This is a genomic window from Janthinobacterium pasteuri, from assembly GCF_051380775.1.
Lineage (GTDB): Bacteria > Pseudomonadota > Gammaproteobacteria > Burkholderiales > Burkholderiaceae_D > Janthinobacterium.
Window position 1 is genome coordinate 380,517 of sequence record NZ_JBNYXS010000001.1, and the last position, 22,152, is coordinate 402,668.

The 22,152-nt window shown below is 63.6% G+C and carries 21 protein-coding genes and 1 pseudogene; 13 read left to right on the forward strand and 9 right to left on the reverse strand.

Annotation, left to right across the window (positions count from 1 at the left end):
- The first annotated feature begins 12 nt into the window (after positions 1 to 12).
- Both ACQ4WN_RS01730 and ACQ4WN_RS01735 read left to right on the forward strand, forming a co-directional pair.
- Positions 13 to 246 (forward strand): DUF2269 family protein, encoded by a 234-nt coding sequence (locus tag ACQ4WN_RS01730; RefSeq protein ID WP_436550092.1) that lies wholly within the window; start codon positions 13 to 15, stop codon positions 244 to 246.
- A 19-nt stretch (positions 247 to 265) separates the two neighbouring features.
- Complete coding sequence (locus tag ACQ4WN_RS01735; RefSeq protein WP_436549984.1) at positions 266 to 454, forward strand: hypothetical protein; 189 nt, start codon at positions 266 to 268, stop codon at positions 452 to 454.
- 13 nt (positions 455 to 467) lie between these two features.
- On the opposite strand, the gene ACQ4WN_RS01740 is transcribed toward ACQ4WN_RS01735, so the two are convergent.
- The gene (locus tag ACQ4WN_RS01740) at positions 468 to 809 is read right to left on the reverse strand and encodes a c-type cytochrome (protein ID WP_071075485.1); all 342 of its coding nucleotides are present in this window, start codon (positions 807 to 809) and stop codon (positions 468 to 470) included.
- A 14-nt stretch (positions 810 to 823) separates the two neighbouring features.
- Entirely contained in the window at positions 824 to 1,153 is a 330-nt protein-coding gene (locus ACQ4WN_RS01745) for a c-type cytochrome (RefSeq protein WP_046684254.1), read from the reverse strand.
- A gap of 233 nt (positions 1,154 to 1,386) precedes the next feature.
- Here ACQ4WN_RS01745 and ACQ4WN_RS01750 point away from each other — a divergent pair, with 233 nt between their 5' ends.
- The 8 genes and pseudogenes from ACQ4WN_RS01750 to ACQ4WN_RS01785 all read left to right on the forward strand — a co-directional run bounded on the left by ACQ4WN_RS01750 (position 1,387) and on the right by ACQ4WN_RS01785 (position 10,857).
- Positions 1,387 to 2,256 carry an AAA family ATPase gene (locus ACQ4WN_RS01750; RefSeq protein WP_099376505.1) on the forward strand — a complete coding sequence of 290 codons (870 nt, stop codon included), beginning with the start codon at positions 1,387 to 1,389 and terminating at the stop codon, positions 2,254 to 2,256.
- A 9-nt stretch (positions 2,257 to 2,265) separates the two neighbouring features.
- Positions 2,266 to 2,904, forward strand: a complete 639-nt coding sequence (locus tag ACQ4WN_RS01755; protein WP_436549985.1) for a GNAT family N-acetyltransferase — start codon at positions 2,266 to 2,268, stop codon at positions 2,902 to 2,904.
- On the forward strand, positions 2,898 to 4,067 hold the full coding sequence (locus ACQ4WN_RS01760) for a vWA domain-containing protein (protein WP_436549986.1): 1,170 nt from the start codon (positions 2,898 to 2,900) through the stop codon (positions 4,065 to 4,067). The genes ACQ4WN_RS01755 and ACQ4WN_RS01760 overlap by 7 nt, the downstream gene beginning before the upstream one ends.
- Positions 4,068 to 4,379: 312 nt before the next feature.
- A complete protein-coding gene (locus ACQ4WN_RS01765) occupies positions 4,380 to 5,567 on the forward strand; it encodes a cation:proton antiporter (RefSeq protein ID WP_426072010.1) in 1,188 nt (395 codons plus the stop codon).
- Entirely contained in the window at positions 5,568 to 6,698 is a 1,131-nt protein-coding gene (locus tag ACQ4WN_RS01770) for a YbdK family carboxylate-amine ligase (RefSeq protein ID WP_436549987.1), read from the forward strand.
- A gap of 275 nt (positions 6,699 to 6,973) precedes the next feature.
- Positions 6,974 to 7,456 (forward strand): annotated as a pseudogene (locus tag ACQ4WN_RS01775) (sigma-70 family RNA polymerase sigma factor); the annotation flags it as partial.
- Positions 7,457 to 7,645: 189 nt separating this feature from the next.
- Positions 7,646 to 8,290 carry a FecR family protein gene (locus ACQ4WN_RS01780; protein ID WP_436550093.1) on the forward strand — a complete coding sequence of 215 codons (645 nt, stop codon included), beginning with the start codon at positions 7,646 to 7,648 and terminating at the stop codon, positions 8,288 to 8,290.
- Positions 8,291 to 8,385: 95 nt separating this feature from the next.
- The gene (locus ACQ4WN_RS01785) at positions 8,386 to 10,857 is read left to right on the forward strand and encodes a TonB-dependent siderophore receptor (RefSeq protein WP_436549988.1); all 2,472 of its coding nucleotides are present in this window, start codon (positions 8,386 to 8,388) and stop codon (positions 10,855 to 10,857) included.
- Here ACQ4WN_RS01785 and ACQ4WN_RS01790 read toward each other — a convergent pair.
- On the reverse strand, positions 10,854 to 11,951 hold the full coding sequence (locus ACQ4WN_RS01790) for an alginate lyase family protein (RefSeq protein WP_436549989.1): 1,098 nt from the start codon (positions 11,949 to 11,951) through the stop codon (positions 10,854 to 10,856). The two genes, ACQ4WN_RS01785 and ACQ4WN_RS01790, sit on opposite strands and share 4 nt — an antisense overlap.
- A complete protein-coding gene (locus tag ACQ4WN_RS01795; RefSeq protein ID WP_436549990.1) occupies positions 11,948 to 12,940 on the reverse strand; it encodes a gamma-glutamyl-gamma-aminobutyrate hydrolase family protein in 993 nt (330 codons plus the stop codon). Before ACQ4WN_RS01795 ends, ACQ4WN_RS01790 begins: the two co-directional genes overlap by 4 nt.
- A 219-nt stretch (positions 12,941 to 13,159) precedes the next feature.
- Here ACQ4WN_RS01795 and ACQ4WN_RS01800 point away from each other — a divergent pair, with 219 nt between their 5' ends.
- From ACQ4WN_RS01800 to ACQ4WN_RS01810, 3 genes are read left to right on the forward strand one after another with little or no spacing between them, the layout of a single operon-like run.
- Entirely contained in the window at positions 13,160 to 13,468 is a 309-nt protein-coding gene (locus ACQ4WN_RS01800) for a hypothetical protein (RefSeq protein WP_436549991.1), read from the forward strand.
- On the forward strand, positions 13,465 to 14,502 hold the full coding sequence (dapA, locus tag ACQ4WN_RS01805; protein WP_436549992.1) for a 4-hydroxy-tetrahydrodipicolinate synthase: 1,038 nt from the start codon (positions 13,465 to 13,467) through the stop codon (positions 14,500 to 14,502). Before ACQ4WN_RS01800 ends, dapA begins: the two co-directional genes overlap by 4 nt.
- Positions 14,480 to 15,022 carry a division plane positioning ATPase MipZ gene (locus tag ACQ4WN_RS01810; protein WP_436549993.1) on the forward strand — a complete coding sequence of 181 codons (543 nt, stop codon included), beginning with the start codon at positions 14,480 to 14,482 and terminating at the stop codon, positions 15,020 to 15,022. Before dapA ends, ACQ4WN_RS01810 begins: the two co-directional genes overlap by 23 nt.
- Positions 15,023 to 15,077: 55 nt before the next feature.
- On the opposite strand, the gene ACQ4WN_RS01815 is transcribed toward ACQ4WN_RS01810, so the two are convergent.
- The 5 genes from ACQ4WN_RS01815 to kdpB all read right to left on the reverse strand — a co-directional run bounded on the left by ACQ4WN_RS01815 (position 15,078) and on the right by kdpB (position 22,145).
- Complete coding sequence (locus tag ACQ4WN_RS01815) at positions 15,078 to 15,824, reverse strand: TorF family putative porin (protein WP_436549994.1); 747 nt, start codon at positions 15,822 to 15,824, stop codon at positions 15,078 to 15,080.
- Positions 15,825 to 15,955: 131 nt separating this feature from the next.
- On the reverse strand, positions 15,956 to 16,654 hold the full coding sequence (kdpE, locus tag ACQ4WN_RS01820; protein WP_071075474.1) for a two-component system response regulator KdpE: 699 nt from the start codon (positions 16,652 to 16,654) through the stop codon (positions 15,956 to 15,958).
- A complete protein-coding gene (locus ACQ4WN_RS01825) occupies positions 16,651 to 19,404 on the reverse strand; it encodes a DUF4118 domain-containing protein (RefSeq protein ID WP_436549995.1) in 2,754 nt (917 codons plus the stop codon). Before ACQ4WN_RS01825 ends, kdpE begins: the two co-directional genes overlap by 4 nt.
- 76 nt (positions 19,405 to 19,480) lie before the next feature.
- Positions 19,481 to 20,056, reverse strand: coding sequence for a potassium-transporting ATPase subunit KdpC (kdpC, locus tag ACQ4WN_RS01830; RefSeq protein ID WP_436521027.1), 576 nt, complete (start codon positions 20,054 to 20,056; stop codon positions 19,481 to 19,483).
- 10 nt (positions 20,057 to 20,066) lie between these two features.
- Positions 20,067 to 22,145 carry a potassium-transporting ATPase subunit KdpB gene (gene kdpB / locus ACQ4WN_RS01835; protein WP_436549996.1) on the reverse strand — a complete coding sequence of 693 codons (2,079 nt, stop codon included), beginning with the start codon at positions 22,143 to 22,145 and terminating at the stop codon, positions 20,067 to 20,069.
- Positions 22,146 to 22,152: the final 7 nt, after the last annotated feature.

The window sequence follows — 22,152 nt, forward strand, 5'->3', positions numbered from 1 at the left end:
ATCAACTGAAGGATCGCTGGCTATCCGATATTGTCCGGCTGGGTCCTCGCCTCGATACTGCTGTATGCGCTGACCGGCACCTGCTGGCTGCCCGTGGTGTGGCTGCAGATCCGCATGCGAAGCCTTGCCCGCCAGGCCGACGACACGGGCACGCCGCTGCCTAGCTTGTACTGTGTAGCTGTGCGCGCCGCTGGTTCTGGCTCGGCGTGTTGGCATTTGCCGCGCTCATGCTGGTGTACTGGCTAAAGGTGGCCAAGCCCGCGCCATGACAGCAGCGAACCTGAACCGGCTGTACTGGGCCATGCGTCTCGCCATGGCCTTCATCTGGCTATGCACGGCGCTCGTCTCCTGCTACCTGTATCCGCATGCCGAGTCGCTCGCTTGGCTGCGCCGCAGCGGCATCACGCTGCATACCGAGCAAATGTTTGCTGCTTCCTGCCTGGCTTCGGGATAGGGATCAAGAGCGATCAGCGGTGAATGACCAGGGTGGTCGGCAGGCTGTGCAGATAGGCGGCCAGGTCCTTGATGTCCTGGTTGCTCAGTGGTTTCACCTGACCCGTCATGATGGCGTTATTGCGGCCATTCGCCTTGTCCCCCCGTTTATACGCCGTCAAGGCGTGTTCCAGGTAATCCTTGTGCTGGCCCGCCAGTTTTGGGTAAGACGGGTCGATGGGCGAGCCGTAATCCTTGCCGTGGCAGGTGGCGCAGCTGTATTTTTCAGCCAGGGCCTTGCCCGTGTTGATGTTGCCGGCGGCGCTGGCGCCGAACGAGACGGTGGCGCAAACGAGGGCGGCGAGTAGTGTTTTCATCATCTGGCTGGTCCTCAGTTCGGCTTGGCTTGTTGCGCATAATACGCGGCGACGTCGGCGATATCCTGGTCCGACAGGCTGCTGGCGATGCCCTTCATGCTCGGGTGCTTGCGGTCGCCCTTCTTGTAGGCTTGCAGCGCATTCTCGATATATTTTGCCGGCTGGCCGCCGATCATCGGCACCTGGAACACTTCGGGGAAGGTCGCCTTGTAACCGGGGATGCCGTGGCAACCGATACACATTTCCACCTTGGCAGGGGCTGCCTTGGCGTTTCCTACAATGTCAGCCGCTGTGACGGCATTTGCTATGCCGGCAAGCACGAGAAGTGCAAATATTTTTTTCATAGTGGCAAAGTGAACAAAGGTAATCGGAGAAACGCCAGAGCTGGTTTTTATTGATCTTATGTATTGACAATTAAGGTTGACAATTTATCTGCTGCTTGCCGATTCTAGCCAAGATATTCTTGCAAGTCCACCTATAAAACCCGCATTGTAGGCAGGCAGGCACAGGCCATCCGCGTGGCGGTGGGCCACAGTTCTGTTTATACTCTGCATTTCCCTACTTTGGCAGACCGCTCATGCAAGCACAGCACACCCAGCAAGGCCAACGCTTCGAAGGTTCCGACAGCTATGTTGCCACCGCCGACCTGAAACTGGCCGTGAACGCGGCGCTGACCCTGCAGCGCCCGCTGCTGATCAAGGGCGAACCGGGTACGGGAAAGACCATGCTGGCAGAAGAAGTGGCGGCCGCGCTGAACATGCCGCTGATGCAATGGCATATCAAATCGACTACCAAGGCGCAGCAGGGCCTGTACGAATACGACGCCGTGTCGCGCCTGCGCGATTCCCAGCTGGGCGACGAGCGCGTGCGCGACATCCAGAACTACATCGTCAAGGGCGTGCTGTGGCAGGCATTCACGGCGCCCGAGCCGGTGGTGCTCTTGATCGATGAAATCGACAAGGCCGACATCGAATTCCCGAACGACCTGCTGCGCGAACTGGATCGCATGGAATTCTATGTCTACGAGACGCGCGAAATGGTCACGGCGCGCCACCGCCCGCTGGTCATCATCACCTCGAACAACGAGAAGGAATTGCCGGACGCCTTCTTGCGCCGCTGCTTCTTCCATTACATCAAATTCCCGGACAAAGACACGATGGAGCAGATCGTCGCCGTCCACTATCCCCACCTGAAACAAGAATTGCTGGCCCAGGCGCTGCAAACCTTCTACGAAGTGCGCGACGTGCCAGGCCTGAAGAAAAAACCATCGACGTCGGAATTCCTCGACTGGCTCAAGCTCCTGCTGGCCGAAGACATTCCCGTCGAAGCACTGCGCAGCAAGGACAACAAGGCTGTCGTGCCGCCCCTGCACGGCGCGCTGCTGAAAAACGAGCAGGACGTGCACCTGTTCGAGCGCCTGATGTTCATGTCGCGCACCAACCGCTAAGGAGCGCCGGTGAACGACATCACCCCGGATAAAGTCTTCGCTCCCCTGGAACTGCACGGCATCCGCCTCGAAACGCTGGCGCCGCACCACGCGGCTGGCCTGCGCGCGGCCGCCACGGATGGCGAGCTGTGGAATCTGCGCGTCACCTCCGTGCCCGAACCGGACCAGGTGGACCGGTACATTTTCAAAGGCATCGAGATGCGCCCTTCGCGCTTCGCCTTTGCCGTCATCGACGTGGCCAGCGGCGAGGTGCTCGGCACCACCAGCTACCACGACGTGGTGCCAAGTATAGGGCGCCTGGAAATCGGCTACACCTGGTATGCGAAGCGCTGCCAGCGCAGCCACGTCAACACCACCTGCAAATTGCTGCTGCTGGCGCACGCCTTCGAGACACTCGGCTGCGCGCTGGTGGGTTTTCGCACCGATAATTTCAACCATGCCTCGCAGGCGGCCATCGAACGCCTGGGCGCAAAAAAGGATGGCGTGCTGCGCCACCATGCGCTGCGCCGCGACGGCACCGTGCGCGACACCGTCATGTACAGCATCACGCGCGGCGAGTGGCCCGAGATCGCCGCCCATTTGCGCTACAAGCTGGCGCAGCGCCCCATCGCCGCACTGCCCCGCACGGGAGAGCCGGCGCCATGCTGATCGATTTCTTCTTCATGCTCAAGGATGCGAAGATTCCCGTCTCGATCAAGGAATTCCTGACGCTTCTTGAGGCGCTGCAAAAAAACGTCATCGACGCCTCGATGGACGATTTTTACTATCTGGCGCGCCTGACCCTGGTCAAGGATGAAGCCCATTTCGACAAATTCGACCGCGCGTTTGCCCAGTACTTCAAGGGCGTCAACGCGGCCTTTGACACGAACGCGGCGATTCCCCTCGACTGGCTGCTCAAGCGCATGCAGCGCGAGCTGTCCGACGAGCAGAAGGCGCAGCTGGAGAAATTCGGCTACGACAAGCTGATGGACCGCCTGAACGAGCTGCTGAAGGAGCAGAAGGAGCGCCACGAAGGCGGCAGCAAGTGGATCGGCACGGGCGGCACGTCGCCGTTCGGCAATGGCGGCACGAATCCGGAAGGCATCCGCATCGGCGGCAAGGGCGGCAACCGCACGGCGGTGAAAGTGTGGGAAACGCGCAGCTACAAGGATTACGACGGCGAGCGCGAACTGGGCACGCGCAACATCAAGGTGGCACTGCGTCGCCTGCGCAAATTCGCGCGCGAAGGTGCGGAAGATGAACTGGCCCTGGACGCCACCATCGCCGCCACGGCCAACAACGCGGGCTATCTCGACATCCGGATGCGGCCCGAGCGCAAGAACCGCATCAAGGTACTGATGCTGTTTGATGTGGGCGGCAGCATGGACGACCATATCGAGCGCACCGAGGAACTGTTTTCGGCGGCGAAGACGGAATTCAAGAACATGGAGTTCTTTTACTTCCATAACTGCGTCTACGACACCCTGTGGAAGAACAACCGGCGTCGCAACGCCGAGCGCTTCCCCACCTGGGACGTGCTACGCAAGTATCCACCCGATACCAAGCTGATTTTTGTCGGCGACGCCACCATGAGCCCCTATGAAATCCTGCAGCCTGGCGGTTCGGTCGAATACAACAACGAAGAAGCGGGATCGACGTGGCTGGCACGCTTTACCCAGGCGTTCCCGAAATTCATCTGGCTCAATCCCGAGTCGGAGGGATTGTGGCAGTACCGCCAGTCGATTGGCGTGATGCGGCAACTGATGAACAACCGCATGTTCCCCCTGTCGATCGACGGGCTGGAACGGGGCATGCGTCTGCTCAGTAAATAAAAGCACGCAACAAAAAGTCCATGGCGGCGGGGGGCCGCCATGTCGTACACTGCGACACGGCACTACCGTGCGGAACCTCTCCCCTGCGGGCGGGTACCATACGCTGATACCAGCCCTGCCCAACCTGCTGCATCCTGTGCGCGGCCGCCATGGCCGCGATACTGTTCGATTGCGCACATCGTGCGCGCCTTCTGCTCCGGTAGAATCGGCGCATCGCTCTGCGTAAACCATGCACCATCGCTGCACCAAGACATTACCGCGCCAGCCCCCGTGCTGCCGGCCGGTGCCAGCGCCATTTTCAAAGGAATGAGCATGCAAAGTCTGATCTCGATCGCCGCCGACCTATCCTGGCCGTTCGCCATTACCCTGGCCTGGGTGGTGGGCGAATTCGGCCACCGCTGGACGGGCCTGCCGCGCATCAGTTTTTACGGCGTGATCGGTTTCGTCCTCGCGCAGACGCAGGTGGGCATCCTGCCGCAGACGGACGCCGGCCCCATGCTGGTGCTGGCCGACGTGGCCTTCGGCCTGATCCTGTTCGAGGTAGGTTACCGCATCAACCTGCGCTGGCTGAAGAACAACCCGTGGATCGCCGTCACGGGACTGGTCGAGTCCTTGCTGACCTTTGCCGTCGTGTACTTCATCGGCATCGAATTCGGCAGCACCTCGATGACGGCACTGTTGCTGGCATCCCTGGCCATGTCCACCTCGCCAGCCACCATCATGCGCGTCATCAACGAAGAACGCAGCTCGGGCCAGGTCACGGAACGCATCGTCCACCTCACCGCCCTCAATTGCGTGCTGGCCGTCTTCACGTTCAACATCATCGTCGGCTTCTGGATGTTCCAGAGCTCCACCGACCTGATCGAAGCGAGCAGCAGCAGCGCCGCCGTGCTGGCCGCCTCGGTGGCCGCGGGCACCGTCTTTGGCATCGTCGTGCCGGCCATGCTGCGCCGCCTGGGCAATATGGCGCAAGATGCCACCGTCGCGTTCGCGCTGTCGGTGATGCTGCTCGTCGCCCTCACCTACACCACCAGCCTGTCGCCATTGCTGGCCACCCTGACGTTCGGCCTGGTGGCGCGCCACCGCCGCGTCGCCTTCAGCCAGGCGCAGCGCAATTTCGGCGCGCTGGGCGAGCTGTTGACGGTGCTGCTGTTCGTGTATGCCGCCTCGACCCTGGAATGGGCCAGCGTGACGGCCGGCGCGGGCCTGGCACTGGCCGTCGTCGGCGGGCGCCTGCTGACCAAAGTCGTCGGTGTGGCCGCGTTCTCGCATGTGAGCGGCATTTCCTGGCGCAAGGGCGTGCTGACGGGCGTGGCGCTGACGCCCGTCTCCGTCTTCATCATCCTGCTGCTGGAACACGCGCGCCAGCACGGCGTGAACTTCGGCGACGAATTGAACGCCCTGGCCGCTGTCACCCTGGGCCTGGAACTGGTCGGCCCCGTGCTGGTGCAGCGCGTGCTGATGCTGGCAAAAGAAACCCACGAAATCAAGGAGCGCTAAATGCCACTGGAACCCTTTGGCCAATCGGCCGCGCTGACCTTCGGCGTCGAACTCGAACTGCAACTGGTGAACCTGTCGGACTATGACTTGACGGCCGCCAGCCCCGATCTGCTGCATCTGCTGAACAAAAAACCGTTCCCCGGCAACGTCACGCCGGAAATCACCGAGAGCATGATCGAGATCAACTCGAGCGTGCACACGCATCACGGCCCCCTGCTGGAGCAGTTGCAGGAAATCCGCGATACCTTGATCACGGCCGGCGACAAGCTCAATATCGGCATCGCGGGCGGCGGCACGCACCCGTTCCAGCAATGGTCGTCGCAAAAGATCTTTTCCAAGCCCCGCTTCCAGGAGATTTCGGAATTGTACGGCTACCTGGCCAAGCAGTTCACCATCTTCGGCCAGCATGTGCACATCGGCTGCGCCTCGGGCGATGACGCCATGTTCCTGCTGCATTCGCTGAACCGCTACATCCCCCACTTCATCGCGCTGTCGGCTTCCTCCCCCTACGTGCAGGGACGCGACACCCTGTTCGATTCGGCCCGCCTGAACTCCGTGTTCGCGTTTCCCATGAGCGGGCGCGCGCCTTTTACGCTGAGCTGGGACCAGTTCTCCAACGAATATTTCGCCAAGATGGAGAACACGGGAATCATCAAGAGCATGAAGGATTTTTACTGGGATATCCGCCCCAAGCCGGAGTTCGGCACCATCGAACTGCGCGTATGCGACACGCCGCTGACAGTGGAGCGGGCCGCCGCGCTGGCCGCCTACCTGCAGGCGCTATGCCGCTACCTGCTCGAACGCCGCGAAGCGCCGCCGGTGGAAGACGATTACCTCGTGTATAACTACAACCGCTTCCAGGCTTGCCGCTTCGGCCTCGACGGCGCCATCACGCATCCGAAAACCTACGAGACGATGTCGCTGCGCGAAGACATCATGACCACCCTGCGCAAGATGGAACCGCACGCCGAGGCGCTGGGCAGCGCTCCGGCCCTGAAACACCTGTCGGACGTGGCCAAGCAGTGGAGCGATGCGCAATACCTGCGCAAGCAGCGCAATGTGCAAGGCAGCGCCGAGGGCATGGTCGATTCGGCCATCCGCTGCTTCCGTGGTGAAACCATGAATTACTGAGGATGCCTGGTCAAACCTGCTGCGCGTCGGTATAGGCGGCCTGCGATGCTCACCGTACCTTCGTACGGTTGCGCTTCTTAGCCACCTCTCCCTTCCGCTCGCGACGGTTTTGCCAGTCATCGTGATTTTTACCCCAACAACGCAACCCAAAAAACCACACCCCATCTCCCCGTCATTTACATCCTCCTCCCCCGCTTGTTACAATAAGTGAGAATGATTCTTATTATTGTTTAAAAACACCAGCCCATCCGGGCCGGCCATGCAAAGGGAACGCGATGCCGCTGGCAGAGCCGCTACAACGCCAGGACATCGCGACACTGTATGCCGACCACCACAGTTGGCTGCAGGGCTGGCTGCGCAAGAAGCTGGGTAGCACGGCTTGCGCGGCCGATGTGGCGCAGGATACCTTCATGCGCCTGCTCGACCGCGAGGAAGCCGTCGCCGCGCGCGAACCGCGTGCCTTGCTCGCCACTGTCGCGCAGCGCGTGCTGTTCAACCATTACCGCCGCCAGAAACTGGAACAGGCTTACCTGGACGTGCTGGTGCAGCTGCCGCCCCTGCACACACCGTCGCCGGAAGATCGGGCACTGCTGCTAGCCACCGTGTTTGAACTCGACCGCATGCTCGATGGCTTGCCGCCTCCCGTCAAACGGGCTTTTTTACTACGCCAACTCGACGAACTGCCGCAGGAAGATATCGCGCTCCAGCTCGGCATCTCGCTGGCCACGGTGAAGCGCCATCTGCAGCGCGCCGGCAGCGCCACGCAGGCATGGCAGCAGCTGCAAACGCAGCACGAGCACCTGCCGCCCGCGGCACACGCAAGCCTGCTGCGCGCCTGCGTGCAAGCCAACGCGCCGCGCCGCCATGCCGTCAAGACCCTGGCCCTGCTGCTGGCCTGCGGCGCCTCGCTGTATGCGTTAGAACGCCGCAGCCCATGGCGCGGCTGGATGGCCGACTACCGCACGGCTGTCAACCAGCGCCGCGTCGTGACCCTCGCTGACGGCACCCAGCTCACGCTCAACACCAGCAGCGCCGTCAATATCGCTTACGACGGCGCACAGCGCCGTATTCAACTGCTGGAGGGGGAAATCTTCATCGCCACCGGCAAGGATGCGGTACAACGCCCCTTCTTCGTCGACACGCAGCACGGCAGCCTGCAGGCGCTGGGCACGCGTTTCACCGTGCGCCTGCACCAGCAGTACGCCAGCGCCGGCGTGCTCGAAGGCGCCGTCGCCGTCCTGGCCGGCGATGGCGCACAGCGCCTGGTGCTGCGTCCCGGCGAAGGCGCCCATTTCGACGGCACGAGCTGCCACCGCCAGGCGCTGGCACCGTATGGCGGCGCATGGCTCGATGGCATGCTGGTGGCGCGCGACATGCGCCTGGCCGATTTCCTCGCCGAGCTGTCGCGCTACAGCGCACAGCCATTGGGCTGTACGCCCGCCGTCGCCAGCCTGCGCGTGTCCGGCTCCTACCCGCTGGCCGATGTCTATGCCATCCTCGACGCCGTCAGCGCCAGCCTGCAACTGCGGCGCAATACTGTCACGCGCTTCTGGGGCCATCAAGTCGTCAGGATCGAACTGGCGGCGCGCTGAAAAATATTTTCTGCAAAGTGAGCTGTTTCGCCGTGCTCGCGTGACTTGGTAGACAGGTAGTCTCCATCTTGCGCATCCACGAAAGGTTTTATTTCATGCATCACGCTTCGCGTTCCCTCCTTACCCGCACCGTCCTGGCATGCGCCCTGTCGCAGATCGGCATGGCCCTGGCCTTGCCGGCGCCAGCCCTGGCACAAAGCCAGCAAGTACGCGTCTATGGCATCCCGGCCGGCGCGCTCGGTGACGTGCTGACGCGCTTCGGCAGCGACAGCGCCATTTTATTGTCGTTCTCCAGCGACGCCACGCAAGGCTTGCGCAGCGCCGGCCTACAAGGCAGCTATGGCGTACAAGACGGTTTCCGCGTGCTGCTGGCCGGCAGCGGCCTGCAAGCCGTGCCGCAATCGAATGGCGGCTACCTGCTGCAAAACATCCCCGCCAGCGCCAGCGCACCCACGGCGGACAGCCGTGACGTGGCCGTCATGAGCGGCCTTACCGTGGTGGCGGCGGCCGAGCGCAACGCGGCCACCAGCGGCACGGACAGCTATACGGGCGGCCCTGCCAGCGGCGCCACGGGACTGGCCCTGACGCAACGCGAAACGCCACAGTCGCTGACCATCGTCACGCGCCAGCAGATGGATGACCAGAACAGCAACGCCGTTTCCGACGTCATGAAAAACGTCAATGGCGTGAGCGTGCAAAACTACGACAGCGACCGCTGGAGCTTCCAGGCGCGCGGCTTTTCCGTCACCAATTTCCAGTACGACGGCGTGTCGGCCATCTATGACGGCGTCTACGACTGGGGCACGACCAACAGCGACATGGCCATCTATGACCGCATCGAAGTGCTGAAGGGCGCGACGGGGCTGATGAGCGGCTCGGGCGACCCGTCGGCCACCGTCAACATGGTGCGCAAGCGCCCCACCGCCGAATTCGAGGGTTCAGCGACCCTGGGCGCGGGATCGTGGAACAACTACCGCGGCGAAGTCGATGTTTCCGGCCCCCTGAATGACAGCCGCTCGGTGCGCGGCCGCCTGGTGGGCGCCTACCAGGACAAACACTCCTACCTGGACCGCTACACGCAGCAAAAATCGGTCGCCTACGGCATCATCGAGGCGGACCTGACGCAAGTCACCCTGCTGACGGCCGGCTTCACGCACCAGGATTACAAACCACGCGGCTCGACCTGGACGGGCTTCCCTGTGCTGCTTTCCGACGGCACCCGCACGGATTTCCCCAACGCGTGGAATCCGGCCACGGACTGGAGCCGCCGCGACATGCAGAACACCACGCTGTTCACGTCGCTCGAACACAGCTTCGCCAACGAGTGGAAAATGAAATTGAGCGCCAACCAGTTGCGCAGCAAGCATGACAGCGTGCTCGGTTCGGCCAGCGGCGGCAATCCCAGCCCCGATACGGGCACAGGCACGTTTTTCTTCATGGGCAAATACAAGGGCGACCGCCGCCAGACCACCGTCAACGTGGACGCCAGCGGCCCATTCACGGCCTTCGGCCGCCGGCATGAAGCGATGCTCGGCTACTCCACCTCGACGGCCAAGCAGGACGGCCCCGTCTACGAATCGGTCTATCCAACCCTCGATGGCAGCTATTTCGACTGGCGCGGCCAGTATGCGGAACCGGCCTTCAAGCGCCTGGGCAACGACAACGACAACACGCGCCAGAGCGGCCTGTATGGCGCCGTGCGCCTGCATCCCTTTGACGCGCTGTCCGTCATCGTCGGCGCGCGCGTGAGCAACTACAAGCAGGAGCAGGACCGCAACTTCTTCGATCCCAAGACCGCGCGCATCACCTCGCGCATCGAGGAAACCAACGTCATCACGCCGTATGCGGGCGTCGTGTATGACCTCGACAAGACGTACTCCGTGTTCGGCAGCTATACCAGCATCTTCGCGCCGCAGAGCAACCGCGACGTGAACCGCAACTTTCTGTCGCCCGTGCGCGGCAAGGGTATCGAGGCGGGCGTGAAAGCCGAATACCTCGATGGCAAGGTCAATGCCAGCGCGTCCCTGTTCCATATCCGTCAAAGCAACGTGGCCAGTTCTGTGGGCGAAGTCAACGGCGAAGAAGCGTATACAGCCATCGACGGCGTCACCAGCCGCGGCGTGGAAATGGAAGTGACGGGCGAAGTGATGAAGGATGTGAAGCTGAGCGCCGGCTACACCTACACCCACGTGCGCGACGCGGATGGCAAGGATGTCTTTTCCACCATGCTGCAAACGACGCAGCCTGCCCACCTGGTGCGCGTACAGGGCACGTGGCGCCTGCCGGCCAGCCTGGACAAGCTGACCGTCGGTGGCGGCATCAACTGGCAAAGCAGCTACGACGGCAATATCTGGAACCCCGCCATCGAGGACTATTCACGCATCAAGCAGGGCGGCTATGCGCTGGTCAACCTGATGGCGCGCTACGAGATCAGCAAGAACGTCACGGCCAGCGTCAACGTGAACAACCTGCTGGAAAAGAAGTACTGCACGGGCCTCGGTCTGTTCCAGACGGGCTTCTACGGCGAACCGCGCAATGTGATGTTCACCGTGCGCACGAAGTTTTAAGCAGCAAGTTTCAATTCACTGCCGTACAGCGCCAGCGCCCAGGCTGGCGGGCGCAACTCCAGCGCCAGCGGCAGGTAAGCGGGATCGAAGCGCGCCGCCAGCAGGTACACATTGGCGGCGCCCTTCGGCTCCCAATTCCCCGTAAAGCCCTTTTCACCGGCGGCCACGCGCTTGCGGTCGAAGGGCACGGCGCTCTTTGCGAATTCCTCGTGCATCTTTCTGCCCTGTGCATACGGCGCCAGCCAGGCCAGCGCCTCGGCCAGGCGCCGCGCTTCCGGCGCGTCATACCAGTCATCGCCATGCGCCTGCGCCATCAGGGCTGTCGTCAGCAGCGGCTCCAGGCTGTAGGTGGTGTAGTGCAAGGCATCGCGCTGCTCGAAATCGAAGGGCACGCCACCGGCGCCGATATTGCGCGGCACGTGCGCCAGGAAGCGCTCTTTCGCGCGCGCGATCAGCAAGGCGTCGCCCGTGACATACGCGGCGGCCGTGCCGATCTTGATGCGGTGGCTATGCCAGTTGTTGCGCGCCGTGGACGGACCGCCCACCTTGATGGGATCACTCAGATACCCTTGCGCCAGGGTGCGGCAAAATACCCGCACCTGCTCGCGCTCCACGCCGTTCAGGCGCTCCTGTATCAGGTCAAAACCCGTCAGCAGGCTGGCCAGCTCCGTCTCGTCGACAGGGCTGAACGATGGCTGATAAGCGCCGCTCCAGGTCAGCAACAGCTGGCGCGCTGCCTCAAAATGCGCCATCTCGCCCGATAATCTCCAGGCCAGCGCCTGCAAGCGCGCCTGGCGCCAGTCTTCCTGCGCCTGCTGGCTGGTCTCGCGCCCGCCCTCGCCCTTCAGCAAGCCGCCCGTACGCACTTCGGCCATCAGGTGCACGGGCCGCGCCGCATCCTTGCGCGCCGCCTTGACCACCTGTTCGGCAATGGCCGGCGCCACTCGTGCCTTGAGCGTGCGGGCGCGCGCGGCGGACGTCAGCGCAAACGGCAGCACGCTATCACGCGGGTGCGGCGCGGCGCGCAAGCCAGCCAGGGGCAGCGCCAGCAGGCCGGCCAGCAAGGTGCGCCGGCGCGTAAAGTGCGCGCTCAAAACCGCGTCTCCCGCGCCGCGCGCAAAAAGTTATCGAGGATGGGCGTGCAATCGAGCAGTTCGACGCCGCCCGCCGAATGAAATTCCGGATGCCACTGCAAGCCCATGACAAAGCGCGCCCGCTGGTAGCGGATGGCTTCGACGATATTGTCCCCTTGCGAATACGCTTCCACGGTGACGTCGCGCCCAAGGTCCTTGACCGACTGGTGGTGGATGGAGTTGACGAGCGCCTCGCCCGCCTTCGGGAACATGCCTGCCAGCGACGAGCCTTTCGGGAAGACGATGCTGTGGCGGTGGCGGTCATACAGGTCGTTCACGTGCGAGGTGGCGCCTTCCACGTCCGAGGCGATGTCCTGGTACAGGGTGCCGCCAAAGCCCACGTTGATGAGTTGGCAACCGCGGCATATGCCCAGCACGGGTTTGCCCGCGTCGACGAATTCGTGCAGCAGTTCCAGTTCGTACAGGTCGCGCGCGCGGTCGCCACTCCATTCGGGCCGCGTGGCCGCCTCGGAATAGGTCTGTGGCGAGACGTCGGCGCCGCCCTGCAGCACCAGGCCATCGAGGTGGCGCGCATAGTGGCGCAAGGTGATGTTGCTCGGGTGTAGCTGGCCACTGGTATTGACGGTCGGGATCATGAACACCAGTACGTCGCGCGACATGACCCACTGCGCGATCGACTCTTCCAGGTATTGCAGGTTCTTGCTGCGCAGGCCAGTGGCACCCGGCTCGGGATGGAAAATGCGCGCCGAGATGCCGATGCGCAGGGTGCGCCGCATGAAATCGCGGCTGGCCTTGTCGCGCATGGAGCGGTAGCGCGACGAGATCACCCGCCAGGCCAGCGCCAGCGGCGTGTCGTTATCCTTCAGGTAGCGCGGTGCCGCATCGCGCGCACGATGCTCATCATCGGCGGCACGGCCGACCCGGTCAGACCGCGCCGGCGTTGCAGGATCGGTGGAAGGGGGATGCTGGGGATCTTTTTCGTCTGACATGGCAAGGCTGACTGAAAGCGGAGACGTTTTCAATATAAACCCCTGCCTCCCAAAGCACGATTCAATTTTGTAACAAAAGCACATGCGCGGCGCATCCGCGCAACACGCCCGCGGTCAAACACATACAGCCCGTTTACGCGGGCGGCCTCGCTTTTTAGAGAATCTTTACGCCCCCGCTGCTAATCTTGAACGTACCTCAACCACCGCTGCAAAGCCACCATGGAACCCCATTCACGCCTGCAAACGCATCAAGCGCATCAAGCACTGCCCCACCGCCATCCCCGCCTGCCCACTTTCCTCATGCATATCACGGTCGACAAGTCCTGCCTGGCCGAGCTGCGCCAGCTGGTCGTCAGGACCTGCGGCGGCATGCTGTCGTTCATGCGCGTCGAGGCGGTCGACCACGCCGAGCGCATGAAGGTATGGCTGTGCGTGACGGAGCCGGCCCTGCGCCTGACCATGGATGCCGTCATGCGCCTGCTGCCGGCGGCGGAATTTGGCCGCATCAGCCAGGGGAAATCGTCATGAACCAGTATTCCTGCGAGCAGGCGATGTCTTCAGCGCGCATCACCGCGCACTTCCAGGGCATCTGGGTGCCGATGGTCACGCCATTCCGTGATGGCGATGGCGAAATCGACTTCGACGCCGCCCAGCAGCTCGCCTGCGAGCTGGCCGCCAGCGGCATCGATGGCCTGGTCGTATGCGGCACCACGGGCGAAGCGGCCATGCTGAGCGCTGCGGAACACACCATGCTGCTCGATAGCGTGCTCGAAGCCATCGGCCCCCGCTTCCCCGTCGTGATGGGTATCGGTGGCAGCGATACGCGCAGCGTCGTCTCCGCCGTGCAGCGCTACAACGACCATCCGCTGGCCGGTCTGCTGGTCTCGGCACCATCATATGTACGCCCTTCGCAGGACGGCATCGTGCGCCACTTCGAGGCCATCGCCGCAGCCACCGACCAGTCCATCGTGCTATACAACGTGCCGGCACGCACGGGCGTCAATATCGAACCGCAGACGGCGGCGCTGCTGGCGCGCGACTCGCACTTCGTCGCCATCAAGGAAGCGGGCGGCAAGCTGCAGCAACTGGGCGAACTGCTGCTCGACACGCACCTGGATGTGCTGTGCGGCGACGATGCGCTGCTGCTGGCCAGCCTGTCCATGGGCGGCCACGGTGCCATGTCGGCCGCCGCCCAGATACGCCCCGACCTGTATGCGCAGTTGTACCACCTGGTCAAGCAGGGCCGCCACGGCGCCGCCGGCGCCCTGTTCAAGACCATGCTGCCCGTCATCCGACTGCTGTTTGCCGAACCCAATCCTGGCCCCGTGAAGGCGGCGCTGGCCATGCAGGGCAAGGTGCGCGACGAGCTGCGCCTGCCGATGACGCCGATGTCTTCCGCCGGCAAGCACAAGCTGGCCGAAGCACTCGAGCCCCTGATGGAACTGCCCGTATGGACAGCCAGCGACAGGGACGCGCCGCGTGAAGGCTGTTTGCTGCAACTGGTCTCCGCTTCCAACATCATGCCAGCCGTGCGCCAAGATGATCATCGCCATCACGGATGAACGCGGGGGGATGGAGAAATCCATCCTGGCCGGGCGGCTGGCCGCCTCGCGCGCGCTGGCCGGACGCAAGGTATTGCTGCTCGATGCCGATCCACGCCAGGGAGCCATGGAGCAGGCCCGGAATATGCACGACGGGGCCAAGCACGGCAGCATGACGCGGCCACGCCTGATGGCGCGCGCCATCAGCGCCAAGGGCCTGCAGCCGGAGCTGGAACACCTGGTGAACTGCTACCACGACATCGTCATCGACAGCGAAGGCCGCGACTCCATGGGCAGCCGTTCGGCCCTGATCGCCGCGCGCGTGCTGGTGGTGCCGCTGGACGGTGTGGTGGACGGCGCCGCGCAGGCTGGCCTGGCGCGCCGCATCGCGCACGCGCGCAGCGTCAATCCGGACCTGCGCGTCCTGCTGGCAACGGACACGCAAGCGGCCCCCGCCCATGCCCTGGCCGCAAAGATTCCCGCCTCCCGCGTGGTCAGCCTGGGACAGCTGTATTGCGCCGTCTTTAACCTGCCAGCCTAGCTCGGCATGCAAAAAAAGGCGGCGCATGCGCCGCCTCTCCTCTTATCTCCGTCAATTAAAACGTTTTGCTGAGCGTCAGTTGCAGCGCTGTCTTGCCCATGAATTTGCCATTCACCGGCGACGCATAGGCCGACTTGTCCGCATTCGTGCCGATCACGGCCAGCGCGCCAGTCACGATGCCGAAATCGCGCGTGACGCCCACTTTCCAGTCCGTGTAGCTAGCCGCATCATTGTTTTTGACCTTCTGGTGGCCCGCGTGCAGGTTGCCGGTCCAGCCGTTCGTCAGGTCGATATTCGCGCCGATGTCCAGGTAGCCGCTGTTCTTGCTATCGACGATGCCGAACAGGTTGGAGACGGCGTGCGAATACTTGATATAGGCGGGGCCGTACGACAGCTGGCCGTAGACTTCCTGCGTATCCGCGTTGGCCAGGCCGATATTCTTCAAGCCGTTGTCCGCATACACATACGCGAGCACGCCCACGTCATAGCCGATATCGGCCGTCAACTGGCCGCGCTTGCCCGCATACAGGTCCACTTCCACGTCGCCGCTGCCGCCCGCATCCTTGGTCCACTTGATGGTGGAAGCCCAGGCGCCCGCATACAGGCCGGTAGGATTGTTGACGTAGTCGACGCCGCCCTGCAGCGCGGGTTTCAAGCGCGTCTGCGAAATGCCGCGATAACGGTAGTCGGACACGCCTGCCACGTTGAAGCTGACTTCATTGTCGGGCTTGGCCTCTTCCGCGTGGGCCAGGCTGCCTGTAAAGGCGGTGGCGACGGCAAGTGCAAGTATCATTTTATTCATGGTTTTTTCTTCTTCATTGGTGGTATGGGCCTTTGCCAACATGGCGCAGCTGGCCCGCCGCTGCAAAAAAATGAGGTAAAGCGTCCCCCGGCGCTCGCAGCGCCCGTTTTCCAACAGGGGATAACAGCCGTTTAGAGGGGCAGCAGCAAGCGGTAGCCGACAGCCGTTTCCGTCAGCAGATACTGCGGCTGGGCCGGATCAGCTTCCAGCTTCTGGCGCAGATGGCCCATGTAGATGCGCAGGTAGTGGCCGTTTTCACTGTTCGACGGCCCCCACACTTCGCGCAGCAGCTGCGGATTGGTGACCACCCTGCCCGCGTTCTTCACGAGCACCGAGAGCAAGCGGAATTCCGTCGGCGTCATGTGCACCAGTTGCTTGTTGCGCGTCACCAGGCGGTCCTTCAGGTCGACGCGCACGTCGCCGAACTGCACCACGCCATCGTCGCTGGCGGCGGGCTGGCGCTGGCGGCGCAAGGTGGCGCGCACGCGGGCCAGCAGCTCGCCAACGCCGAACGGCTTGGTCAGGTAATCGTCGGCGCCCGCGTCCAGCGCGCGTATCTTGTCCTCTTCGTCGACCCGCGCCGACAGCACGATGATGGGCACGGCCGACCATTTGCGGATGTCAGCGATGAAGTCGATGCCATCTCCGTCAGGCAGGCCCAGGTCCAGCACGATCAGGTCGGGCCGGCGCGTGCCGGCATCGATCAGGCCGCGCTGCATGGTGGCGGACTCGAAAATCTGCCAGCCTTCGTCTTCCAGCGCGGCGCGCACGAAGCGGCGGATTTGCGGCTCATCCTCGACCAGCAAGGCGGTGGCGGAAGGTTCGTTCATGATGGTTTTCCTGTTTCATAGTCGTTGGCGTCATCGAGTTCGATCTCTGGCGGCGCAGGGGGCGTGCCCAGCGGCAGGCTGAACACGATGGCAGCGCCCTGTCCCGGCGTGTGCGGCTGAGCGTGGATGGTGCCGCCGTGGGCTTCGACGATGGCGCGGCAAATGGCCAGCCCCAATCCGACACCCGGCTTGTTCGATTCGCGCTCGCCGCGCGTGAATTTTTCAAAGATGGCTTCTTCGCGGCCGGGCGGCAGCCCCGGGCCATCGTCAAACACCCTCACCTGCAGGAACTGGCCGTGTACCCCGGCCGCTACCGTGATGGTGCTGCCGGGCGGCGTGTACTTGGCCGCGTTTTCCAGCAGGTTGCACAGCACCCGCTCGATCAGCACGGCGTCGTAGCGCACCAGCGGCAAATCCGGCGCCAGCTGCGTCTGCACGGCATGCTGCTGCAATTGCGGGCCGCTGGCGCGCAGCGCGCTGCCGACCACTTCTTCCAGCGCCTGCCATTGCAGGTTCAGGCGCACCTGCCCGCTTTCAATGCGCGCCATATCCAGCAAGTTCGCCACCAGGGCGCTCATGCGCACGGTTTCGGACTGCAGCGAGCGCGCCATGTCCAGCTGCGCGGGCGACAAGGCAGGCCTGGACAGGGTCAGCGATTCGGCCAGCCCCACCAGCGACGTCAATGGCGTGCGCAAGTCATGCGACAGGGCCGCCAGCAGCGAATTGCGCAGCCGTTCGGACTCCATCTGCAGCAGCGCACCCTGGGCCACGTCGATGTAATGCACGCGCTCGAGGGCAATGGCCGCCAGGGCGGCAAAGGTATCGAGGTGCTGGCGCTGTTCCGGCACCAGCAGCCAGCGCCCGCGGTCCGTACCATCGAGTGGCAACAGCGCCAGCACGCCCCGCGTGCGCATCGGCGCGATCAGCGGCAGGTAGAAAATGGGCGAAGCCGGCAAGGTATCTGTTCCCGTCCCCGCCGCCTGCGCATGGTCGAAGGCCCACTGCGCGATGCCCATGTCCAGCGGCTCGCCGCCGTTCGGGGTCTGCAGGCTGTCCTCGTCGTCAGGCAGAAGCAAGGTGGCGCGCGCGCGGAAAGCCCGCTCGATGGCGCTTTTGGTGATATCGAAAATCTGCTCCGTCTGCAGCACGCCGGACAATTCACGCGAAAACTCGTACAAGGCGCGGGCACGCGCTTCACGGTGCGAGGCAACGCGCGCCTGGAAGCGCAGGCCGGCCGTCAGGTGGCCCGTGATCAGACCCACGGCCAGCATCACGCCAAAGGTGATCACGTACTGGAAATCACCCACGGCAAACGAGAAGCGCGGCGGCACGAAGATGAAATCGAAGCAGGCCACGCCCACCAGGCTGGCCAGCGCCGCCGGCCCGCGCCCCAGGCGCACGGCCACCAGCACCACCGTCAGCAGCGACAACATGGCGATATTGGCCAGGTCCAGATAGGGTTGCAGGGGGACCGAGGCGAGGGCCGTGCCCAGGCTGGCGCCAGCGGCCAACAGGTAACGCCAATGGCGCGATGGCCGACGCGGCGCCTCCGTGTCTTCGCCAGCCACGCGCCGGGGCGCCATATCGGCAGGTGGCAAGCCGACCTCGATCAGGTCGATATCGGGTGCCAGGCTGGCCATGCGCACGGCGGGCGACGCATGCCACAGGCGCGCCAATGCGCCAGCCCATGCGCCAGCGCGGCGACGGCCCACGATGACTTTCGAGATATTCGCGTTGCGCGCATACTCGACCACGGCGCCGGCGATGTCGGCGGACGGCACAATGGCCGTGCGCGCACCCAGGTCCTGCGCCAGTTTCAGCGTTTTCAGGATGCGCTCGCGCTCGCGCGCCGGCAGGCGCTGCAGGCGCGGCGTTTCCACGTACAACGCGTGCCATTCGGCATTCAGCTGACTGGCCAGGCGCGCCGTGCTGCGGATCACATGTTCGCCACCCGCGTACGGTCCCACGCAGGCGAGCAGCGCGGCGCCCGTCTTCCACACGGGATTGATGGATTTCTCGACGCGGTAAGCCTGTACGTCGTCCTGCACCCGGTCCGCCGTGCGGCGCAAGGCCAGTTCGCGCAGGGCGATCAGGTTACCCTTGCGGAAAAAGTGCTGGGATGCCCGCTCGGCCTGCTGCGGCTGGTATACCTTGCCCTGCTTCAGGCGGCGCAACAGTTCATCGGCCGGAATATCGACCAGCACCACTTCATCGGCGCGGTCGAACACCGTGTCGGGCAGGGTTTCGGCCACGCGCACGCCAGTGATGCCGCCCACTACGTCGTTCAGGCTTTCCAGGTGCTGCACATTCACGGTCGACAGCACGTCAATGCCAGCCGCCAGCAATTCCTCGACATCCTGCCAGCGCTTCGGATGGCGCGAACCGGCCACGTTCGAATGGGCCAGTTCATCCATCAATATCAGCGGCGGTGCGCGCCGCAGCGCCTCGTCCAGGTCGAACTCGAACAGGGTCTTGCCCCGGTATTCGATAGCCTTCAGGGGAAGCAGCGGCAAACCGTCAAGCTGGGCCGCCGTATCCTGGCGCCCATGCGTCTCCACCACGCCTACCAGCAAGTCCTGGCCATCGGCCAGCAGTTTGCGGGCGGCGGCCAGCATCGCATAGGTCTTGCCGACGCCGGCCGAAGCGCCAAAATAAATGCGCAGCCGGCCGCGCGCGGCTTTCTTTTCCTGCGCCTGCACTTGCGCCAGCAGGGCATCAGGGTCGGGGCGTTGGCTGTCGTTGGGGAGCATGGGTATCTTTTAATTGTCGATTAGCCCAAGAACAAGGGCTGGGGTCAGACCCGACGGGTCTGACCCCGATATCATCTTACTTCGCGGCTGCATCGAGCGCCAGATTCAGCTCCAGCACATTCACCCGTGGTTCGCCGAAAAAGCCGATATACGCGGTTTTCTGTACCTTGGCGATGGCATTTTCCACCTGCGCCAGCGGCACTGCGCGTACGCGGGCCACGCGCGGCGCCTGGTACAAGGCTGCCGCCAGGCTGATTTCCGGATCCAGGCCGCTGCTCGACGCCGTCACCAGGTCAACGGGAATGGCGCGCGTATTGCCGGGATCAGCTTCCTTCAGAGCGGCGATGCGCGCCTTGACGGCGTCCACCAGGGCCGGGTTGGTCGGCCCCTGGTTCGAGCCGCCGGAACCGGCACCGTTGTTGGCCATCGGCGCGGTGGCCGAAGGCCGGCCCCAGAAATACTTGGGCGAGGTGAAGGACTGGCCGATCAGCATCGAGCCGACTGGCTTGCCACCACGCTCGACGATGCTGCCGTTGACTTCATCGTTGAAGGCCAGTTGCCCGATGCCGGCCGTGGCAAACGGATACACGACACCGCAGATCACGGTCAGCGCGGCAAACAGGACCAGGGCGGGACGTACGATAGTGCTCATGATGGTTCCTTTAGACTAAATTGAGTGCGGACAGCAGCATGTCGATCAGCTTGATCCCGATGAAAGGCAGGATGATGCCGCCCAGGCCGTAGATCAGCAGATTGCGGCGCAACAGGCTGGCCGCGCCGATGGCCCGGTATTGCACGCCCTTCAGGGCCAGCGGGATCAGCACGACGATGATCAAGGCATTGAAGATCACGGCCGACATGATGGCCGACGCGGGGCTGGCCAGGTGCATGATGTCGAGCGCCTTCAGTTGCGGATAGGTGCCCACGAAGGCGGCCGGGATGATGGCGAAGTACTTGGCGATGTCGTTCGAAATCGAGAACGTCGTCAGCGAACCGCGCGTCATCAGCATCTGCTTGCCGATTTCAACGATTTCCAGCAGCTTGGTCGGGTTCGAATCCAGGTCGACCATATTGCCAGCCTCTTTCGCCGCCTGCGTGCCCGAGTTCATGGCTACGGCCACATCGGCCTGCGCCAGCGCGGGGGCATCATTGGTGCCGTCGCCCGTCATCGCCACCAGGCGGCCTTCGGACTGGTAGCTGCGAATCAGCTTGAGCTTGTCTTCCGGCGTCGCTTCGGCCAGGAAGTCATCCACGCCAGCCTCGGCGGCAATGGCCGCCGCCGTCAGCTTGTTGTCGCCCGTGATCATGACGGTCTTGATGCCCATGCGGCGCAATTCCGCAAAACGCTCCTTGATGCCGCCCTTGACGATATCCTTCAGTTCCACGACACCCATGACGCGGCCGTCGTCAACCACCACCAGCGGCGTGCTGCCGCGGCGCGCAATATCGTCGACGGCGCGCGACACCTCGACCGGATACGGCTGGCCCAGCGCTTCCACATACTTTTTCATGGAATCGGCCGCACCTTTGCGCAGCTGGCGCACTTGCTGTTCGCCCGGAATATCCACGCCGCTCATGCGCGTTTGCGCCGTAAAGGGCACGAAGGTGGCGTGCAGGCTGGCCATCTCGCGTTCGCGGATATTGAACTTGTGCTTGGCCAGCACGACGATGCTGCGACCTTCCGGCGTTTCATCGGCCAGCGAAGCCAGTTGCGCTGCGTCGGCCAGCTGCTGCTCCGTCACGCCAGGCGCCGGCACAAAGGTCGAGGCCTGACGGTTGCCCAGGGTGATGGTGCCCGTTTTGTCGAGCAACAGCACGTCCACGTCGCCCGCCGCTTCCACGGCGCGGCCAGAGGTGGCGATCACATTGGCTTGCATCATGCGGCTCATGCCGGCCACGCCGATGGCCGACAGCAGGCCGCCGATGGTCGTCGGGATCAGGCATACCAGCAAAGCGATCAGTACGGTGATGCTGACGGGCGTGCCGCTACCGGCCGCCGCCACGGAAAACAGCGAGTACGGCAGCAAGGTCACGGTGACGATCAGGAAGACAATCGACAGGGCGACGAGCAAAATCGTAAGGGCGATTTCATTCGGCGTCTTCTGGCGCTTGGCGCCTTCGACCATGGCGATCATGCGGTCGATGAAAGCTTCGCCCGGGTTGACGGAAACGCGCACCAGCAGCCAGTCCGACAGCACGCGGGTGCCGCCCGTCACGGCGGAAAAATCGCCGCCCGATTCGCGGATCACGGGCGCCGATTCGCCCGTGATGGCGCTTTCGTCGACGGAAGCCACGCCGGCCGTCACTTCGCCGTCGGCGGGAATGACGTCACCCGCCTCGACCAGCACCGTCATGCCCTTGCGCAGGTCGGTGGCCGGCGTAGGCAGCCAGGAAGTGCCGTACTTCGGCGTTTGCATTTTCTTTGCCATCACCGTCTGCTTCAGGGCGCGCAGGGAAGCCGCCTGGGCCTTGCTGCGGCCTTCGGCCAGCGCTTCGGCGAAGTTTGCAAACAGCACGGTAAACCACAGCCACACGGCGACGGCGATGATGAAGCCGAACGGCGCTTCACCCTGGCCGTTCAGCGCCTGGATGGCCAGCAGGGTCGTGATGATGCTGCCGACATAGACGACGAACATCACGGGGCTGCGCCACTGCGTGCGGGGGTCGAGTTTTTTGAACGCATCGACGATGGCAGGGCCAATCAATGCGGAATCGAACAAGGTCAGGCTTGTGCGTGACATGGTAGCC